The 19,111-nt window shown below is 64.6% G+C and carries 15 protein-coding genes; 5 read left to right on the forward strand and 10 right to left on the reverse strand.

What is annotated here, in order from left to right:
• Positions 1-209: 209 nt before the first annotated feature.
• On the reverse strand, positions 210-2,657 hold the full coding sequence (locus tag AB7008_RS02585) for an adenylate/guanylate cyclase domain-containing protein (protein ID WP_441258383.1): 2,448 nt from the start codon (positions 2,655-2,657) through the stop codon (positions 210-212).
• A gap of 246 nt (positions 2,658-2,903) precedes the next feature.
• Positions 2,904-4,946, reverse strand: a complete 2,043-nt coding sequence (locus AB7008_RS02590; RefSeq protein WP_441258384.1) for an AsmA family protein — start codon at positions 4,944-4,946, stop codon at positions 2,904-2,906.
• 247 nt (positions 4,947-5,193) lie between these two features.
• Between AB7008_RS02590 and AB7008_RS02595 the strand changes: the two genes are divergently transcribed.
• On the forward strand, positions 5,194-5,868 hold the full coding sequence (locus AB7008_RS02595) for a Crp/Fnr family transcriptional regulator (protein WP_028159643.1): 675 nt from the start codon (positions 5,194-5,196) through the stop codon (positions 5,866-5,868).
• A gap of 8 nt (positions 5,869-5,876) precedes the next feature.
• Here the strand turns inward: AB7008_RS02595 and AB7008_RS02600 are convergent, their stop codons facing one another.
• The 5 genes from AB7008_RS02600 to AB7008_RS02620 all read right to left on the reverse strand — a co-directional run bounded on the left by AB7008_RS02600 (position 5,877) and on the right by AB7008_RS02620 (position 12,617).
• Positions 5,877-6,098: a DUF4926 domain-containing protein gene (locus AB7008_RS02600; protein WP_441258385.1), complete on the reverse strand. Its 222-nt coding sequence runs from the start codon at positions 6,096-6,098 to the stop codon at positions 5,877-5,879.
• Positions 6,028-9,162, reverse strand: a complete 3,135-nt coding sequence (locus AB7008_RS02605) for an efflux RND transporter permease subunit (protein ID WP_028159642.1) — start codon at positions 9,160-9,162, stop codon at positions 6,028-6,030. Before AB7008_RS02605 ends, AB7008_RS02600 begins: the two co-directional genes overlap by 71 nt.
• Positions 9,162-10,091: an efflux RND transporter periplasmic adaptor subunit gene (locus tag AB7008_RS02610; protein WP_304492395.1), complete on the reverse strand. Its 930-nt coding sequence runs from the start codon at positions 10,089-10,091 to the stop codon at positions 9,162-9,164. The genes AB7008_RS02605 and AB7008_RS02610 overlap by 1 nt, the downstream gene beginning before the upstream one ends.
• Positions 10,092-10,268: 177 nt before the next feature.
• Entirely contained in the window at positions 10,269-10,940 is a 672-nt protein-coding gene (locus AB7008_RS02615; protein ID WP_208084008.1) for an OmpA family protein, read from the reverse strand.
• Between the two features lie 147 nt (positions 10,941-11,087).
• A complete protein-coding gene (locus tag AB7008_RS02620; protein ID WP_441258386.1) occupies positions 11,088-12,617 on the reverse strand; it encodes a caspase family protein in 1,530 nt (509 codons plus the stop codon).
• Between the two features lie 367 nt (positions 12,618-12,984).
• On the opposite strand from AB7008_RS02620, the gene AB7008_RS02625 reads away from it, so the two are divergent.
• The gene (locus tag AB7008_RS02625) at positions 12,985-13,791 is read left to right on the forward strand and encodes an N-acyl homoserine lactonase family protein (protein ID WP_304492397.1); all 807 of its coding nucleotides are present in this window, start codon (positions 12,985-12,987) and stop codon (positions 13,789-13,791) included.
• 156 nt (positions 13,792-13,947) lie between these two features.
• Here the strand turns inward: AB7008_RS02625 and AB7008_RS02630 are convergent, their stop codons facing one another.
• The 3 genes from AB7008_RS02630 to AB7008_RS02640 form a co-directional block, all read right to left on the reverse strand.
• Positions 13,948-14,613, reverse strand: coding sequence for a CPBP family intramembrane glutamic endopeptidase (locus tag AB7008_RS02630; RefSeq protein WP_304492398.1), 666 nt, complete (start codon positions 14,611-14,613; stop codon positions 13,948-13,950).
• 191 nt (positions 14,614-14,804) lie between these two features.
• Entirely contained in the window at positions 14,805-15,569 is a 765-nt protein-coding gene (locus AB7008_RS02635; RefSeq protein ID WP_441258387.1) for a class I SAM-dependent methyltransferase, read from the reverse strand.
• 45 nt (positions 15,570-15,614) lie between these two features.
• Positions 15,615-16,157, reverse strand: coding sequence for a MarR family winged helix-turn-helix transcriptional regulator (locus AB7008_RS02640; RefSeq protein WP_304492400.1), 543 nt, complete (start codon positions 16,155-16,157; stop codon positions 15,615-15,617).
• Positions 16,158-16,267: 110 nt separating this feature from the next.
• Here AB7008_RS02640 and AB7008_RS02645 point away from each other — a divergent pair, with 110 nt between their 5' ends.
• From AB7008_RS02645 to AB7008_RS02655, 3 genes are read left to right on the forward strand one after another with little or no spacing between them, the layout of a single operon-like run.
• Positions 16,268-17,884 carry an FAD-dependent oxidoreductase gene (locus AB7008_RS02645; RefSeq protein ID WP_304492401.1) on the forward strand — a complete coding sequence of 539 codons (1,617 nt, stop codon included), beginning with the start codon at positions 16,268-16,270 and terminating at the stop codon, positions 17,882-17,884.
• A gap of 20 nt (positions 17,885-17,904) precedes the next feature.
• Positions 17,905-18,129, forward strand: coding sequence for a DUF2783 domain-containing protein (locus AB7008_RS02650; RefSeq protein WP_014490505.1), 225 nt, complete (start codon positions 17,905-17,907; stop codon positions 18,127-18,129).
• Positions 18,130-18,152: 23 nt separating this feature from the next.
• Positions 18,153-19,109, forward strand: a complete 957-nt coding sequence (locus AB7008_RS02655) for an MBL fold metallo-hydrolase (protein WP_028159632.1) — start codon at positions 18,153-18,155, stop codon at positions 19,107-19,109.
• Positions 19,110-19,111: the final 2 nt, after the last annotated feature.

The raw sequence follows: 19,111 nt of genomic DNA on the forward strand, positions 1-19,111 counted from the left end.
ATCGTCTCCCATCCGAATTCTCGCCTCGTCGTTGAGGCGATGGTTAGTCGCGGGGAGGAGGGATGTGGTTCGTGGGAGAGGTGTGGGAGATGATGCCATGCTGCCGGTGTTTTGCCCGACGTGTCAAACCACGCGGCACCCGCGTAAGTCATTGATCCGACAGTCCCCGCCTACTGTGCATGGGGTTGTTTTCGCGTTTTTGTTGTTGGCTACCCTCTCCGCCGCGCCGCCGACGCATCCACCACGTTCTCCACCTGCTCGCGCCAGCTCAGGATCTCCATCGCCAGCACGGGGTGATTGAATCCCTTGAGCACGAGATCGTCGAGCGCACGGGCTTCGACCCAGGGCTCGACGATGCCGTAGACGCGGCGGCTGACCACGATCTGATTGGCCTTGGCTTCGTCGCAGAGACGCGAGGCGAGGTTGGTGACGCTGCCGATCGCGGCATATTCCAGCCGCTGCTCGAAGCCGACCTGGCCGAGCGTGGCATAGCCGAGCGCGATGCCGATGCCGAAGCCGAGCGTGTGCCCGCGGTTGCGCCACTTCTCGGTCAGCGGGCCGATCGTGTCGCGCATCTCCACCGCCATCTGCACCGCGCGCCGCGTGTGGTCCTCGAACTGGATCGGCGCGTTGAACAGGATCATCACGCCGTCGCCGGCATATTTGTCGAGCGTGCCCTCGTATTTGAAGATCAGCTTGCCGAGCGCGGCGTGATATTCGCGCAGCACGTTCATCGCCTCTTCCGGCTCGGTCGCCTCGGTGAAGGCGGTGAAGCCGCGCAAATCGCAGAACACCACGGTGACCTCGCGGCGATGGCTGTCGAGCAGCGAGTCATGGCCATCCGACGAAGCGATCAGCTGGGCGACCTGCGGCGCGAGAAAGCGTTCGAGCCGCTTGATGCGGCCGATCTCGCCGAGCTGCTTCTCGACGCGCTCTTCCAGGGAGCGGTTCCAGTTGCGAAGCTGCTCGGTCTGCTCCTGCAGCTTTGCCGCCTGCTGCTGCACGGTGTTATGCGCAGCCGCGAGCTCGCGGCCCTTGTGATCGACCTCGGTGAACAGCCGCGCGTTGCGCATCGCCAGCACGGCCTGGTTGGCGAAGGTGCGCATCAGGCCGATGAGGCTTCCGGCGAACTCGCCGCCGGCCCGGCGCAGCACCACCAGCGAGCCGAGCGTGCCCTGCTGGTCGACCAGCGGCACCACCAGCACCGAGTGGAAGCCGGCGTCGATCGCGACGTCGCGCAGCGGCTGCTCGGAGGCCCGGTCGAGATCGGCGATCGCGATCGGCTCGCCGCTGTCGGCGGCATCGCTCAGGATGTTCGCGCCTTGCTGGATCGTGACATGCGCGCCGTCGGCCGATTTGTCGATGCCGTTGGATTCGATCAGGTTGAAGCGGTGCGTCTCGGCATCGAAGCCATAAATCAGCACCGCATCGGCATGGGTGATCTCGATCGCGCGCGCCGCGATGGTCGGCAGCACGGCGTTGAGATCGAGCGAGGAGGCAACCGCGCGGCCGACCTCTTCCAGCGCCTTGAGCTCGTTGATCGACTGTGCGAGATCGCGGGTGCGCTCCTCGACCTTGGTCTCCAGGTCCGAATAGGTTTCCTGGAGCTGGCCGGCCATGCGGTTGAACTGGCCGGCGAGGTCTTCGAGCTCGTCGGAGGTGTGGACGTCGATGCGGTGGCTGAAATCGCCTTCGCCGAGCTTGTGCGCGCCGTCGCGCAGCGCCGTGATCGGGATGATCATGCGGCGGGCGAGCAGCGTGCCGGCGAGGATCGCGACCATCAGGCCCATGCCGATCAAGAGCGCGATGCGCACCAGCTGGTCTCGGATCGGCATGAACGCCTGCGTCGTCGGCTGCTCGAACATCACGTTCCAGCCGAGCTTTGGCACGGTGCTTGCGGCGCTCATCACCGCATGACCGTTGAAGTCGGTGCCCGAGGTGTCGGGCTCGCGGCCGGGCGCGATCGCCGCCGCCACCTGCGGCAGCTTCGACAGGTCCTTGCCGACATCGGGCCCCTTCGACGAGGTCGCCAGCACGCGGCCGCGAGGATCGACCACATAGGCGAATGCGGCCTTGCCGACCTGGGTGTCGGACAGGAAGTCGGAAAGGAAGCTGAGGTCGATCTCGGCCACGGTGACGCCGGCATTGAAGCCGGAATGCGCCACCGAGATCGACATCATCGGCGTCCGGTCGGAGAACCAGGCCGGCGCGTAGCTGACGCCGCGGGCAACCGTGTCGGTGAAGCGCATGTCGCGGGAGAGGTCGGCATTGCCGCCGGTCGTGGTCGACTGGCGCGAGACGCGCAGCACCTCGCGTCCCTCGCCGTTGAGCTGGAACAGCTGAGTGACGACCGAGACCTGGTGCAGGAGCGATGCGTAGTCGGCGCGGCGCTTCTCGAGCGTGTCCTGGCTTGCCCGCGTCACCCAGCTGATCTGGCGCTCGAGCTCGGAGATCGACTGCTCGATCCGCCGGGCGGCTCCTTGCGCCTTGTCGTCGAGCCCGTCGGTCAGCTGGGTCTTGGTGGCGCGATAGGAGATCCAGGTCTCCATCGCGCCGTTGACGGCGAGGACAAACACGACGAGGCCGACGAGGGAGACGACATATTTGGCGAACAGGCCCTCGCGCAGAAACCGTGTCTTGTCTTTCGCTCCCGCCATCCAGATCCTCTCGCGCCGTCATCGACGCCGGCGCTACGGGCCGTACCGGTCCAGGCGCCCTTCTACCACAATTCGGGCCAGCGGACCGTCCAGCGACCTGTGGACCGGCCAGCGTGGTTACCCACTTCGAGGCCGGGCTGGGCCGCAAGGGGCGTGAATTGTCGCGGCCTCATCCCTTTGGAGGAAGCGGCGGACGGGGAGGCCGATGTAAGGATTGGCGTGGAGTCCAGTGCGTTGGTCGGCCAATCATCGATTAAAGAGCTGTCGCAGCACGTCGTTCATCGGCTGGCTGTCCTGCTGCGCCACAGCCGGGTCGTCCTGGGCCGGGGGCGCGGGAGAGGCCTGCGGAGCGGGGGTGGACGGTGTCGCCGGCAGGCCGCGGCTGCGGCCGGTGCCAGTGCTGGTCCCCGCGCCGCTGGAAAGCCCCTGCTGGATCAAATTGCCGATCGCCTCGCCCAGCGAGCCGCCGAGTGGGTTGTTCTGTCCCGGCTGCTGGGTTTGTGGATTGGCATTGCCGGCCGCGTTTCCGCCGCCCGGCGCGGCGGTACCGCCCAAGCCGAGGCTGCCCAGGATATTGCCGAGCCCGGCGCCGTCGGGGCCGAACAGGCCCTTGCCTATCTCGCGCAGCTTGGCATAGGCGGCGTCCGGATTGTCCAGCATGCCGGCCATGTCAGGGTAGATCCGCGGCTGCGACCAGGAGCCCTGGATCATCACGGGAATGCCGAAGCCGACCGGCTCCGACGCGCGGCCCTGGCCTTCGGTGGTCATCACGAGCTTCGGCTCGACGCGAAAACCCATCATCTTGGTGTCGAGGGCGATGGTGCCGGCGCCGGTCACGCGCACCAGCGGTCCGATCAGATTGAGATCGGTCGTCACCGCCTGACCCTTGTCGATGCGGAACGACGCCGAGAGCTGCGACAGATCCGTGCTCTGGGCCTCACTGTCCTGCCAGCCGGACAGCGTGCCCGATGTCAGCGAGCGGATCATCTGCGCGATGTTGATGCCGCGGATGGCGCCGTCCTGGAAATTGACGAAGGCCGTGCCCTGCATGTTCGCCATCAGCGCGCGCTGGCTGGTGCCGGCGCTGCGCAGCGCCAGCTTGGCCTGCAGCTTGCCGTCGATCCGGTCGAACTCGGCAAGGCCCTGGAGCAGCGGCAACGCGCGCACGCCGACGAGATCGGAATGCATGGCAAAGCTCGGTGCGCCGGTTGTGGCATCCAAGATCACTTCGCCCGAGACCTGGCCGTCATAGGCGCCGAGATTGGCGGTGCCGGCCTTCAGCACGCCGCCGGCGAGCTTCGCGTCGAGCGCCAGCGGCGCGAGGCGCGCATCGCCGATCACGGCCTCGTTCGCGGAGATCCTGATTTGTGCGTCGACATAATTGAGCCCGGACACGTCGATCGGTGCATTGCTCCAGGGTTGTCCCGACGTGCCGTCCGGCGATTTCGCCACCGGGATCGCGAGCCGCTGGAAGTCGAGATCGACCTTGACCAGGGGCTTGCTCGCAATATCGACCGAGGCCCAGCCGTTGAAGGCGCCGTCGCCGAGCCTGCCGTTCACGCCGTTGATCATCACGACATCGCCGCTCAGCCGCATCTCGGCATGGCCGGCGAGCTGGGACTTCAGCACATCAGGCATGTCGATGGCGAAATCCACCGGAATGGTCGGCCGGTCGGCCGGCGTCGCCGGCGTCGACGCCTTGATGTCGAACTTGGTCGGGTGATCGCCGACCCGCGCGGTGCCGGCGATGTCGACCTTGCGGTCGCGGCCAACGACGGCATCGGCATTGATGGCGCTGATGCGGCCCTCGACGCGATCGCGCACGCGCTCGAATGCGACTTCACCGTCGATGACCTTGACGCGGTCGATGGTCGCGCCACCGGTGTCGAGCGCCAGCGGCTTCGACGCGGTGCCGGCATTCGGCAGTCGCTCGCGCAGCAGCGGCTGATGGAGCACGGGATGGGTGACGACGAGTTGGCTGATCTTCGGGCTGCCCGACCATACGCTCGCGAGCGACATGTCGGCCTGCACGCTGTCGACCGTCAGGCGCGTGATACCGCTGCGGTCCTTCGGGTCCTGAAGCGTGAGATCGTTGAGCGTGACGTTCAGTGTCGGCCACAGGCTGATCTTCGTGGTGCCGTCGATGGACAGGCGATAGCCGGTCGCGCTCTCGACCCGCGAGGCAACCGTCGTGGTCAGGAATCCCGAGGGGATCCCGACCACGAGGAGAAGCCCGATCACGATGATGACGGCGGCTATCGCCGCGCCGGCGAATTTCACTGCTCTCATGTCGACTTTCCAACGACGGACAATCGGCGGCGAATCCCGCAGATGACCGTCCTATGCATCCGTCCTTTGCGCCTGAGTTTATCCCCGGACGGGAAGCGGCTCCAAGCACGTAAAAATAGTCGGGGGGTGCTGCAAAGTTATGTGACTTATGACACACTTCCCCGGCTCGGTATTACGCGATCCTGATTTGATGGTTCCAAGCGATTTGCCAGGAAAACTGGCTAAGGAAATTCACAAGGACATTGAAATGAGCAAGCAGGCCGAATTTGCGGTCATCCTGAAGATGAACGCGATGTTCGCCGATCTCGGCGGAGACGAGCTCCAGCGGCTGTCGAATCTCTGCCACACCCAGCATCTGGCGAATGGCGAGGTGCTGTTCCAGAAGGGCGATGCGGGGGACGCGCTGTTCGGCGTGCGCCGGGGCCAGGTCCGCATCGAGACCGGCGCCTCCGACGGCAGCCGTCTGACACTGAACTTCATGGGGCCGGGCGACCTGTTCGGCGAGGTCGCGGTGCTGGACGGCCAGAGCCGCACTGCGGATGCGACCGCAGGCGAAGCCAGCGAACTGTTCGTGCTGCGGCGCGAGGATTTTCTCAGCTTCCTCGAACGCGAGCCGAAGGTCGCGATCAAGATCATCGCGCTGCTCTGCCAGCGCATCCGCTGGCAGAGCGAGCGCATGGAAGAATCCATGCTGCAACCGCTGCCGGTGCGGCTGGCGCGGCGCCTCTGCGCGCTCGCCGCCGATTTCGGTTCGGAGGTCCACATCTCGCAGGAGCAGCTCGGCATCTTCGTCGGCGCGGCCCGCGAGAGCGTCAACCGCCAGCTTCAGGCCTGGCGCAAGGAGGCGATCCTCGATCTCCAGCGCGGCCGCATCCTGCTGCGGAACATGACCAAGCTGACGGCGATCGCGCGGAACGAGTAGGGAGGTAGCTACGCTGCTTCCGGCGCATAGTGCAAAGTCGGCAGCTCTGATCGTCGGCACGGGGCGACGGCATATGGTCGCCCATCATCGTCACTGAATTCGACAAGCACCATGCTGTCGTCAAGCTCTTCGACGATCGTGCCGACGTTGGCGCAAATTCTACTCCGCCGCAGGGCGCGCAACGTTCTTCGGATCCGGCGCCGCGCCGTGATGGTCGGCGGTCTCGGCATCCTCGCTGTGCACGATGAGCCGCTTGGCAAATCGCCAGATCAGGGCGCCGAGATCGTCCATCACCATGAACATCGCGGGCACGAATACCAGCGACAGGATGGTCGAGAAGATCAGCCCGCCGATCACCGCGAGCGCCATCGGCGAGCGGAACTCGCCGCCGGCGCCGACCGCGAGCGCGCTCGGCATCATGCCCGCGGCCATCGCGATCGTGGTCATCACGATCGGGCGTGCGCGCTTCATGCCGGCGTCGATCATCGCTTCCTCGCGCGGCTTGCCGGCGCGGATCGCCTCGATGGCGAATTCCACCAGCATGATCGCGTTCTTGGTGACGATACCCATCAGCATCAGGATGCCGATCCACACCGGCGTGGTAAGCTGCTTGCCGGTGATGAGCAGGGCGGCGATGGCGCCGCCGATCGAGAGCGGCAGCGAGAACAGGATGGTGATCGGCTGCAGGAAGGTGCCGAACAGCAGCACCAGCACGGCGTAGACCATCATCAGGCCCGCCGTGATCGCCGTGGCGAAGCCGTCGGACAGTTCGTTCAGGCTCTCGGCGTCGCCGGAGGGTGACACCTTCACGCCCTTCGGCCGGCTCTTCATCACCGGCAGGTCGTAGATCTTCTTGGTCGCGTCGCCGAGCGCGGCGGAGCCGACGAGGTCGGCGGCGACGGTTGCCTGCCGCTCACGATCGTAGCGGTTGATGCTGGTCGGACCCTGGTCGAGCTTGACGTCGGCGATGACCGAGAGCGGCACGCCGCCCTTCTCGCCGCGCTCGCCGAGCGGCACGCGCAATTGTTCGAGCGTCCTCAGATTGCCGCGAGCGGCGTCCTCGAGCTGGACGCGGATCGGCACCAGGCGGTCGCCGACGTCGAACTTGGCGAGCGCGGGCCCGACATCGCCGATGGTGGCGACGCGGATGGTCTGCGACAGGCTTTCCGTGGAGACGCCGAGGCGCGCAGCGAGATCTGCGCGCGGCTCGATGCGCAGCTCGGGCCGCTCGAGCGTGGTTTCCGAGATCACGTTGGAGATCGTCGGAATCCGCTTCATCTGCGTCGCGAGCTCGCTGGCGAAGTTGTTGACGATGTTGGCGTCGACGCCGGTTACGACCAGCGAGATGGCGCGCAGGCCGTTCTCGTCGAGGAACCAGAAGCGGATGTCGGGAACGTTCTCCAGCTCCTGGCTGATCGAGAATTCGAGCTCGCGCTGGGTGATGTCGCGGCTGTCCTTGGGCGTGTAGTTGATGATCAAGGAGGCGCGCCGGACTTCCTGGGTGCCCGGCGGGACGCGCCCGCCATCGACGAAGATGCTCTTCACCTCCGGCCGCTTGCGCAGGCGTGCGACGATGTCCTCGGTGACCTTCTCGGTGTAGGCAAGCTGGGTGCCCGGCGGCAGCTCGAGCGCCAGCAGCGAGCGCGCGCTGTCCTGCGCCGGCAGGAAGCCCTGCGGCAGCAGCGTGATGCTCCAGATCGAGGCGGCGAACACTCCGAAGCCGATCAGCACTGTGATGAAATGGTGCTTCACCGACCAGGCCACGATCCTGTGATAGGTCCGCAGCACGCGGCCGGGCGGCGGCTCTTCGTGGGCATGGTGCTTGAGGAAGTAGGCGGCCAGCACCGGTGTGACGAAGCGCGCCGCGAGCAGCGAGAAGAACACCTGCACCGAGACGGTGATGCCGAACTGCTTGAAGAACTGTCCGGCGATGCCCGACATGAAGCTTGCGGGCGCGAAGATCGCGATGATGGTCAGCGAGATCGCGATCACCGCGAGGCCGATTTCGTCGGCGGCCTCGAGCGCGGCACGGTAGGGCGATTTGCCCATGTTCATGTGCCGGACGATGTTCTCGATCTCGACGATGGCGTCGTCGACCAGGATACCCGTCGACAGCGTGATGGCGAGGAAGCTGACGAGGTTCAGCGAGAAGCCGAGGAGGTCCATCGCCCAGAACGCCGGGAAGATCGACAGCGGCAGCGAGATCGCGGCAATGATGGTGGCGCGCAGGTCCCGCAGGAACAGGAGCACGATGATGACGGCGAGGATGGCGCCTTCGAACAGGGTCGAGATCGCCGCGTGGTAATTGCCCTTGGTGTATTCGACCGAGGTGTCGATCAGCTTGAGGTCGACGTCGGGATAGGCCGCCTTGAGCGCTTCGATGCGCTTCTCCACGGCCTCGGCCACCTTCACGTCGCTGGCGCCCTTGGATCGCTTGATGCCGAGCGCGACCACCGGCTCGCCGTTGAAGCGGGCGAAGGTGCGGCGGTCCGCGATGGTGTCCGTGACGGTGCCGAGATCGTCGATCCGGACCTCGCCGCCGCCGAACAGCGGGATCATGGTGCCGGCGAGATCGCCCAGCGTCTTGGCGCCCGCGAGCGTGCGGATCGCTTGGTCGTTCTTGCCGATCTCGGCGCGGCCGCCGGCGACGTCGACATTCGTGCCTCGCAGGCTCTGGCTGACATTGACCGCGGTCAGGCCCATCGCCTGCAGGCGGTCGGGATCGAGCGAGACCAGGATCTCGCGCTCGACACCGCCGATGCGCTCGACCTGGGCGACGCCGCGCACGCCCTGCAGCGCGCGCTTGACCACGTCGTCGACGAAGTAAGAGAGCTGCTCCGGCGTCTTGCCGGGCGAGATCGCGGCATAGGTGACGATCGGCAGGCCGATGACGTCGACGCGCTGGATCAGCGGCTCGGTGACGTTCTGCGGCAGGTTGGAGCGCACGCGCGTCACCGCGTCCTTGACGTCGTTGAGCGCGCGGTCCGTGTTGGTCTCCAGCGCGAACTGGATGGTGGTCACTGACACGCCGTCGGTGATCGATGAGGTGATGTGCCTGACGCCCTCGACGCCGGAGACAGCGTCTTCAACCGTCTTGGTGACCTGGGATTCGAGTTCTGCTGGTGCTGCACCGAATTGCGACACCACGACCGAGATCACGGGAATGTCGGCCGAGGGCAGCCGCGTTATCGCGAGCTTGGTGAAGGACACCCAGCCGAGGACCAGAAGGATGATCGAGAAGACGACCGACGGCAGCGGATTGCGGATCGACCAAGCCGAGATATTGAGAGCCATCAGCGTACCCGCGTGCGATCGAGTTCATCGGCGAACATGGTCTTGATCTGGTCGCCGTCATGGAGCGAAGAGCCGGCGTCGGCCACGACGATTTCGCCGACCTCGAGCCCCTCCAGGATTTCCGTCGCGCTGTCGGACGACAGCCCGACCCGTACCTTGCGCGTCTCGACAATATTGTTTTTGACGACCTGAATGGTGAGATGGTCGATCGCGGTCTTGGGGATCGAGACGCCGCAGCTTCGCTTGGCGTCGATCGAGGCGCGGGCAAACACGCCGACCTTGAGCGATGGATTGTTGGTGACGCTGATGCGGACGCGGCCGAGCTGCGTGGTGCGGTCGATTTCGGGCGCGACCAGCCGGACCCGTCCGATCAAATCGGGCGCGTCGTCGCGGCTGATGCGCACGGTCGCGCCGGGGTTTAGCTTGGGCATGTGCACCGCCGGGACCTGGGCGTCGAGCTCGATCTCGTTGTTGACGGCGATGCGGAACATCGGGCCGGCCTGCGGCGAGGCGGGCGCGCCGACGATGGTACGTACTTCGGTGACGAGGCCTGGCGCTGGCGCCTTCAGCGAGATCGGGCCTTGCGGGCCGGGTCTTTGCGGCTGGCCGGGGATCTGCGGTGGCGCCGTCAGCCGCGCCAGCTCCTGATTTTCGGTGACCATGGCGCCTTCGGTGACGAAGAGGTCGGTGACCTTGGAGCCTTCCTGGTCGGCGACGACCACGGCCTCGCGGCGCGGCACGAAGAAGCCGGTGACCCGCACGAGGTCGGAGAAGCAGGCGTTGGTCGACTTCGTCACGATGACGAGCGCCTCGCTCGGCGTTTCCTTCGCCTCGGGGCGATGCCGATGCTCGAACAGATAATAGCCGACGCCGAGTGCAACGACGAACACCACGGTTCCGGCAGGCTTGAGATATTCGGAGGCGTTCATCGCCGGATTGTCCTGGCCTGGCTCACGGCCATCCGCACGAGGCCTGCTGAGAGCGTTTCCCTGAAATAAAGCGGCGTCCCGCAAGGACGCGGGACGCGCTTTTGAAACAAGACCTTACACCACATCACGACTTGGCACTTCAAAGGATTTGGCACTTCAAAGGATTACGTCGTGCTCTCACTTTGATGCGGTGGTCTTGTTTTCCATGTTGACGACCTGCACGCGACGATTGACCTCCGCCATCGGCTGGGCCGGATCCTTCAGCTTGCTCTTGCCGTAGCCGACGGTGACGAGATCGGTCGCGGCGATGCCGTACTTGTCGACGAGGTAACGCTTGATCGAATCCGCGCGGCGCTCCGACAGGTCCTGATTGTAGCCCTCGCCGCCGGCGGCGTCGGTGTGGCCGGCCACCACGAAGGTCGAGCCCTTCAGGTCGGGGCTGGTCAGCGCGCGACCGAGCGCCTGTACCGAGGCGAGCGACTTGGCGCTGATATTGGCCGAGTTGTAGTCGAACGTGATTTCAAGATCGATGTTCGGCTTGTCCTTGGCCACCGACGCGATCTCTTCGCGCTCGGTCGACGAAAGCGAGCGCGTCGAGCGGCCGCGCACGGACTGGATCAGCTTGGTTTCCGCCGCACTGGGTGCGGGATCGGCCTGCGGGGCGATCGAGAGGCCGCGGGTCAACGGCTTCTTCGGCGGCGGCGCCAGCGCGCGGACGATCTCGTCCTCGGTGACGTTCTTGCTGTTGCCGTCGTCGCCCGCGAATGCGAGCGGGGTCGTCAGCGACAGAGCCGCGCCGACCGTGATGATGGACAGGATCGCGGTAAATCCCTTTGCAGCCAATCTCATTGCCAGTCCCTCCTGCGCAGCGGACATGCGCGGTTCCAAAATTCCTGCAATGGCCCCCCCGGGAAAGGCCGCCTGCGGCATCCGTCCGTTAGTCTTCCCTGGGCTGCCGAGGGTTCGAGGCGTCTGCCGCCTCAACTCAAAAAAATACTAGCGTACTCCGTAGCTTGCGAACTCCTGAACAATGTTCGGGTCCATCGCCTTGGCATTGGCGATGTCGAGCGCGCCTTCCTGCGCCGAGCCGTTGCGCTGCTTGGCAATCCCGCGGCCAAAGAGCGAGGAGGTCAGGCGCGGGTTGATCTTCAGGGCTGCGTCGAAATCGGCGATGGCGTTCTTGACCGCTCCCGATTTCAGATTGACGAGTCCCCGGCTGTCCAGTGCATCGACGAAATTCGGCCGCAGCCGCAGCGCCTCGTTGCAATCCTTCAGCGCGCCCTGGAGGTCGCCGACCACGGTGCGGGTCCAGCAGCGGTTGTTCAGCGCCTCGACGTCCTTCGCATTGATCCGAAGCGTCTCGTCGAAATCCTTGATGGCCAAATTGTAGGCGCCCTTGCTGGCATAGACCTGACCGCGCCGGTACAGCGCGTTCACGTCGTCCGGATTGGCGGCGATCTTGGCCGTCAGGCCCTTGATGGTCGGATCCTCCGCCAGCGCGGCCGCGCTCGGCCCGCTATCCATGCTCGGTGCGGGGGCGGTCTCGGCTGGTTTCACCGGCGGTGGCGCCGGCGGCAAGGCGGCCTCGACCTGCGGTTTCGGTGAGGGCGCCGGTGCCGGTACCGGAGCAGGTGCAGGTGCTGGAGCAGGTGCAGCTGCCGTGTCCGCCGGTTTCGGCGGCGGAGGCGGTGCGGGCGGAGCCGGCGGCGGGTTGTTGGCGACGACCGGCGGCGGCGATGGCGGCGGTGCCGTCACCGACGGACGCGATCCGCCGGCGCCCGGAATGAACGAAAAATCCTCGGCGAGCGACGAGGAGATCCACGGCACCTGCTCGCCGCGCGAGGCGCGGGTGACGCCCATCTTGGTGCGATTCAGCGTCTCCTCGGCCATCAGGTCGGGGACGCGGATCTCCTTCAGGAGCTCCTGGACGAACAGGCTATGCTCGCCGCCCGCGTCCGAGACCACCGAGGCCAGCGCCGCCGAGTACATCACCAGCGTGCCGTTCGGCGCGATGACCGGCGTCAGGCCGGCCGAGAAGCTGCGGAACCGGCGCTCGAAGGGATTGCGCCTGGAGGCGTCGACCAGCGCGATCTTGACCCCCGCGCCGCGGGTATTGAGTTCGCCGAGCACGGTCTCCAGGCTGAAACCGTCGCGGCGGACGTCGGATTCGGTCCAGATCTGCGCGTCGATCGGCAGCATGTAGCTCTGGCGCGCCGACTGGATGCCGAAACCGCTGAAGAAGATCAGCGCCACCGAGCCCGGCTTGATCTTGCCATAGAGCTTGTCGAACGCGCGGCGCATGCCGTCGCCGGTCAGGTTCTCGCCGATCTCGACGGAAAAGCCGTCGCGCTTGAGCTCGTCGGCGACGTCGCGCGCGTCGTTGAGCGGTTCCTTCAGCGGGGCGTCCGCGTCCGGATATTTGGCGTTGCCGATGACCAACGCATAACGGTCGCCGGCGGCCAGGGATGGCGCAACCGGGACGAGCGAAACGAGCAAGGGCAGAAGAAAAAGGAAGCGAATTTTCATAATCAGCGCGGTCCAGCCAAAAAGGCGCCGTTACCAGCTTGCGCCGCGGCGACCTTAACTTACGCAATGTGCATTATCAAACCGCGGAAGGGGGGCGTCAACCGCTTGGAGATTCGGCATTATCGCGACAATTGACCGCGATGCATGGGCACGCCGGGAGGGGAATGAACGGGCTGTCACGGATGTGTTCGGCGCCATCTGGTTCGACTTTGCGGCAGGATGCTGGAGCCGCCGCGACAAAGAAGATGTGAGGGTTCTCACATAGCAGGCCGGACGCTGTCGCGGCCTTCCACTGTTTGACCTTTGCGGCGGACGATGGCTTGGTGGGCTCGATCGTCCCCGAAGGTCCAACTCAGAAAAGAAAATCATGGGAAACGCCTACGAAATCTACGCCCTACGTTATGCGACGATGTCGCCACGCACCCCCAACATGAATTTCCTTCAGCCCGACCCGCATGACGGCGCGGCGCAGGATCTCGACTATTTCGTCTGGCTGATCCGCGGCGGCGGCCGCGAGATCCTGGTGGATACCGGCTTCAATGCCGAGGAGGCGAGCGCGCGGGCGCGCAAGCTGACGCTCAATCCGGTCGATGCGCTGGAGCGCTTTGGCGTCGTGGCCTCGAGCGTTCGCGACATTATCGTGACGCATCTGCATTACGACCACGCCGGCAATCTCGATCGCTTTCCGAATGCGCGCTTCCATCTCCAGGAGCGCGAGATGGCTTACGCGACGGGACGCTGCATGTGCAACGGACTGCTGCGACATCCGTTCTCGGTCGAGCACGTCACGCAGATGGTGCGTCATGTCTATGGCGAACGCGTAACCTTCTATTCCGGCGACGGCGAGATCGCGCCCGGCGTCACCGTACACCGTGTCGGCGGCCATTCCGACGGCTTGCAGGTGGTCAAGGTCGAGACCGCGCGCGGGACGGTGGTGCTGGCGTCCGATGCCGCACACTACTACGCCAATCTGCAGCGCAAGAGCCCGTTCCCCATCGTCTACAATATCGGCGACATGGCGCAGGGCTGGGAGACGATCGAACGCCTCGCCGGTCATCCCGATCGTTTCATCCCCGGCCACGATCCGATCGTGACGGAAATTTATCCGCGTGCCAGCGACAAGGTCGATGCCTGGGCGCTGCATTTGCCGCCGTCGCGGTCGTTTGCGAAGTGACGGAATCCGGGGCGTGTACTTGCGAGTCCTAAGCGCGGCTCAGATCAGGCGAGCCTGGTGTCCGCTGCGCTCCTGAAAGCAGCGCGCAAAGGAGCATCGCCGTTCGTTCGATTCGGGCCAGTAGCAGTCGTAAGACTTCCGAACCTGCAAGGCGCGTTAGGCGAAATTAATCAAATCTATCAGGTAATGCGCGAGTGCCACCGGCCATAGCACACCCGACCGCCGCAGCATTAACATGAGGAAGAGGCCAACAGTGGCCGCAGAAAGGACATTACCAAGGCCGGCCCACCAATGAGATGCGCCGAACAAAACTGACGTAGCGAGAACGGCAAAGATGCCGTCACCCAGATAAGGCCGAAATGCTAGCCGGATGTATCGGCGAAATATGACTTCTTCGCTGATAGCTACCAAGGCTAAGCCAAGAAAAAGATCGAACGCTTTTAGCCATCCGGTCGGGTGCGGATATGCGCCGAGAACGGTTGTCGGGAATGCCGCATTGAGGAGAGATTGCGGCAACTGGACAAAGCGATCTAGCAAGCAAATTCCGACGATCCAAAGGACAATCTCAAAAAGTGAAATTTGACGTTCACCTGTTCGAAATGCAGCGATCCGAGCAGGAGGCACTGCCGCCAAAATGGTGAGAGCAGTGATCCGACCCGCATAGTCCCAGAGAAGCCAACTTAGCGCTTGATGTTGATGCAGCCGCATGACTTGTGACGCAACTAGCGCCATGAGGGCTAGAACGAACCACCATATTAACGGTTGCGTAGTGGAGCGATTATTCGCGCGCTCTTTAGAACTGCCGGAGGAGCGTTCTTCCATGCTCGCCTGTAGATCACCTGCGGCTTGAACCTAAGACAGTTGGAACGAAGCGTCCATGCCGGTATCGTTGGTTGTCCGTCTCTGATGACCGCTTAGGATCAAAAGCGCCGGTCCGAGCCTCAGCCGGCGACTTGCGGTCTGACTTCTTCTTCGGACATGTTCAGCCTCTGAGGCGGGCGGCGGGCGTGGTGTCAGCGAGTGCCGGCAGGATCCGCACAAGCAACGATATCGCGGGGAGATTTTCGAGCCGCTACCTCCGGCGGAGAGAATACCGCCAAATATCCTCCGTCCCCTGCGAGCTTATATGCGGCGACCTCGCGATAGCCGACGGCGGTCAATTCGCAGCGCAAGAGCTCAATTGGCGTGCCATGCTTCGACGTCGGAAGCTCGAGATCGACAATCCCGACCCGCGCACCCTGCTTCAAGGCGGGCGCGAGATTGTAGAGGAAGGCGTAGGGTTGGGCTACCTCGTGATACATGTGCACGAGGATTGCGGCATCCAGCGAGGAAGCGGGCAGACGCGGATCGTGTGGTTCGCCGAGGGCGAATTGCACGTTCGTCAACTTCAGACGTTCTGTTCGCCTGGCGAGCTCGACGAGGTAATCCCGCGTGACATCCTGGGCAACGACAGAGCCGGCGGGTCCGACGAGGCGGGAGAGCTTGACCGTGTGGTAGCCACTGCCTGCTCCAATATCGCCGACTGTCATGCCTGGTTTCAGTTCAAGAGCACGTGCGATTTGACCGGCTTCATTGAGGGCGTCTCGGCGCTCTTCGGCGGCGCGGCGCGGGCTGACGATCCGTGCAACAGGGCGCTGTGGTGAGGGAAACTCGTTTGCAGCGACTCCGGGGGGAGCCAGATAACCTATGTCAGCGGCGTATGCGCGAGTTGCGGCAAACGCCACAAGTAGCGCCGCTATATAAGCCAGTGCCGTCACGGACCTGCCAAGCTTTCTCAATCGGCCTCCCAAAAGCCGACGTCTGCACCTCTATGAGTATGCGCCCTAATACGCCTCTTTCGCGTCGGCCTCTTCGCTGGTCTGGATCAGGTCGAGGCTCTGTTCGATCTTGCCGAGCAGGGCCGAAAGTTGCTTGCGCTCCTGCGCGGAGAGGCAGGCGAGGATCTCGTCTTCCCGCCGCAGCAATTGCGGGAACAGCTCTTCGTACAGCGCGCGACCCTTCTTCGTCAGTTGCAGGCGGAATTCGCGGCGGTCGGCTTCGTTCTCGACCCGCTCGATTAGCCCCTGGTGCAGCAGCGTGGTCACGGCGCGGCTGATGGTGGATTTGTGCGTGCGGGTGCATTGCGAGATGTACTGCGCGCTACAGGCATCGTTGCGGAAGCCGAGCGTGGCGATCACGCGCCAGGCTGGAATGTCGAGGCCGTGACGCTCCTGATATTCGACCGCAAGCGCGGAACTCACCTCCGCAGCAAGCCGGTTGAGGCGGAACGGCACGAACTTGAACAAATCGAGCCGCGACTTCGGCCGCGACGAAGCCTCATCGGCCTCACGTGCCTTCAGCGCGATGTCGCTGGATGTCCTCGCCAAGGAGAGCGCTCCGAATTCCAGTTGACGGCCGGCCGGCTCCGGTCCAAAATAGTTGCACGTGAGACTATCTAGCAGATCAGTCCTCTCTTGACCAGAGCCGAGGTTAGCGCATGGCGCAGGCCAATACGCAGCAGGCCAAAACCCAGTTCGGCTATCGCCGCCACCCCGACCAGGATCGTCCCGGCCAGAGTGCGGCCGAGCATCCCGTGGTGGTCGTCGGCGCGGGGCCGGTGGGGCTGTCGCTCGCGATCGACCTGGCCCAGCGCGGCCAGCGCGTCGTCCTTCTGGATGACGCCGACCGGATCGGCGAAGGCTCGCGCGCGATCTGCTTCTCCAAGCGGTCGCTCGAATATTGGGACCGGCTCGGCGTCGGCGACCGCATGGTCGAGAAGGGCGTGGTGTGGAGCGTCGGCCGCATCTTCCATGGCGAGTCCCAGCTCTACCAGTTCAACCTGCTGCCGGAAGACGGTCACAAGCGGCCGGCCTTCATCAACCTCCAGCAATATTATGCCGAGGCCTATCTGGTCGATCGCATCAGCGATCTCCCTGAGATCGATCTGCGCTGGCGCAACAAGGTGACGGCGCTTGAACAGCGCAACGATTCCGTCGCGCTGACGATCGAGACGCCGGAGGGCGCCTATCGTATGCACGCGCAATATGTCGTCGCCTGCGACGGCGCGCGCTCGTCGCTGCGGCAGATGGTCGGCGCCGAGTTCGCAGGACAGGTGTTCGAGGATCAGTTTTTGATCGCCGACGTCAAGATGACGGCGGAGTTCCCGACCGAGCGCTGGTTCTGGTTCGATCCGCCGTTTCATGCCGGGCGCTCCGCGCTGCTGCACCGGCAGCCCGACGACGTCTGGCGCATCGATCTCCAGCTCAATCGCTTTGCCGATCCCGTCGTCGAGAAGAAGCCGGAGAACGTGCGGCCGCGGATCGCACGCATGCTCGGCCACGACAAGTTCGAGTTCGAGTGGATATCGCTTTACAAATTCCAGTGCCGGAGGATGGATCGCTTCCTCCACGGCCGGGTGATTTTTGCGGGCGATTCCGCACATCAGGTCTCGCCCTTCGGCGCGCGCGGCGCCAATTCCGGGCTCGAGGACGCGGAGAATCTGTCCTGGAAGCTCGACCGCGTGCTGCGCGGTACCTCGCCCGGGAGCCTGCTCGAGAGCTACCATGTCGAGCGGAGCCTGGCTGCCGACGAGAACATCCGCGAATCGACCCGCTCGACCGATTTCATGGCGCCGAACTCGCATCAGGAAGCGCGGCTGCGCAAAGCGGTGCTGTCGCTGGCCAAGGAGACCGAATTCGGCAAGCGCATGGTCAATGGCGGGCGGCTCTCGGTGCCGTGCAGCTACGACTCGCCGCTGTCATCGCCCGATGCGGAGGCATGGCGCGGCGGACCGTTGCCCGGCTCCTCCATGCTGGACGCCCCCGTTGGCGAGCAGGCCTATCTGACGGACGCATTCCGCCGGGGTGGAACGGACTTCACCTTGCTGTCGTTCAGCAATGGCGCGGCGATCGATGCACCCGATGGTGTGAAGGATATCCGCATCGGTGGCGAGGGCGGGCTCGCCGATCCCTCGGGCCTGGTCGCAAAGCGCTATGACGCCGAGCCTGATACAGCTTATCTGCTCAGGCCCGACGGCTATGTTGCGGCGCGCTTCCGCCATCCGACGCGTGCGGCGATCGCGGCCGCCTTGTCGCGGGCCCAAGGCTTGAATTAAGGCTTGAATTGAGGATTCGCATGCCGCTTTCAACCAGCTCCAACTTCGCGCGGCCCGACGATGCCTTTCGTGCCATCGTCGAGGCGCACCGCGGCTTCACCGATGAGCAGAGCGCCGATTTCGACGCGGCACTGGTCCTGATCCTCGCCAACCATATCGGCGACATCGACGTGTTGCGGGAAGCGATCGTGCTCGCGAAGCGGCGCATGACCGACGGCCAGCAGCAACAACAGCAACAACAATAACCCAAAGACCTGAGGACGAATTGATGGCGAAGAACTTCGCATCCACCGGCGATCTCTCCGAAAAGAAGATCACCTTCTCCGAGATCGGCACCGATCTCTATGCCTTCACCGCGGAGGGCGATCCGAACACCGCGATCATCGTCGGTGATGACGGCTGTCTGGTGTTCGACGCGCAGTCGACGCCGGCGATGGCCAACAAGGTGATCGAGCGCGTCCGCACCGTCACCGACAAGCCGATCAAATATGTCGTGCTGTCGCACTATCACGCGGTGCGCGTGCTGGGCGCCTCCGCCTACAAGGCGCAGGGCATCGTGGCCTCGCAGGAGACCTATCGTCTGATCGAGGAGCGCGGCCAGCAGGATTGGGATTCCGAATATGGCCGCTTCCCGCGGCTGTTCCAGGATGCAGCGAGCATTCCCGGCCTGACCTGGCCGACGCTGACCTTCGAAGGCGAGATGTCGATCTATCTGGGAAAGCGCGAAGTGCGGCTGATGCAGCTCGGCGCCGGCCACACCTCCGGCGACATCGTCGCGTGGGTGCCGGATGCCGAAGTGATGTTCTCCGGCGACCTTATCGAATATCACTCGGCCTGCTATTGCGGTGACGCGCATTTGCGCGAATGGCCGCTGACGCTGAACGAGATCCGCAACTTCAATCCCAAGGCGATCGCGCCGGGCCGCGGCGATGCGCTGAAGGGCACGGCCACCGTGCGCGAAGCCATCGCGATGACGCGCGACTTCGTCACGACGCTCTATGGCGCGGCCGAAATCTCGGTCGCCAGGGGGCGTACGCTGAAGGAATCGATGGCGGCGACGCGCGAAGTCATGGATCCGAAATTCCACAGCTTCGCCATCTACGAGCACTGCCTGCCGTTCAACGTATCGCGCGCCTATGACGAGGCGTCGGGGATCGACGACCCCGTGATCTGGACCGACAAGCGCGACCAGGAAATGTGGGCCGCCCTGCAAGGAGGAGGATAGTC

It is taken from the genome of Bradyrhizobium sp. 521_C7_N1_3, from assembly GCF_052075975.1.
Taxonomy (GTDB): domain Bacteria; phylum Pseudomonadota; class Alphaproteobacteria; order Rhizobiales; family Xanthobacteraceae; genus Bradyrhizobium; species Bradyrhizobium japonicum.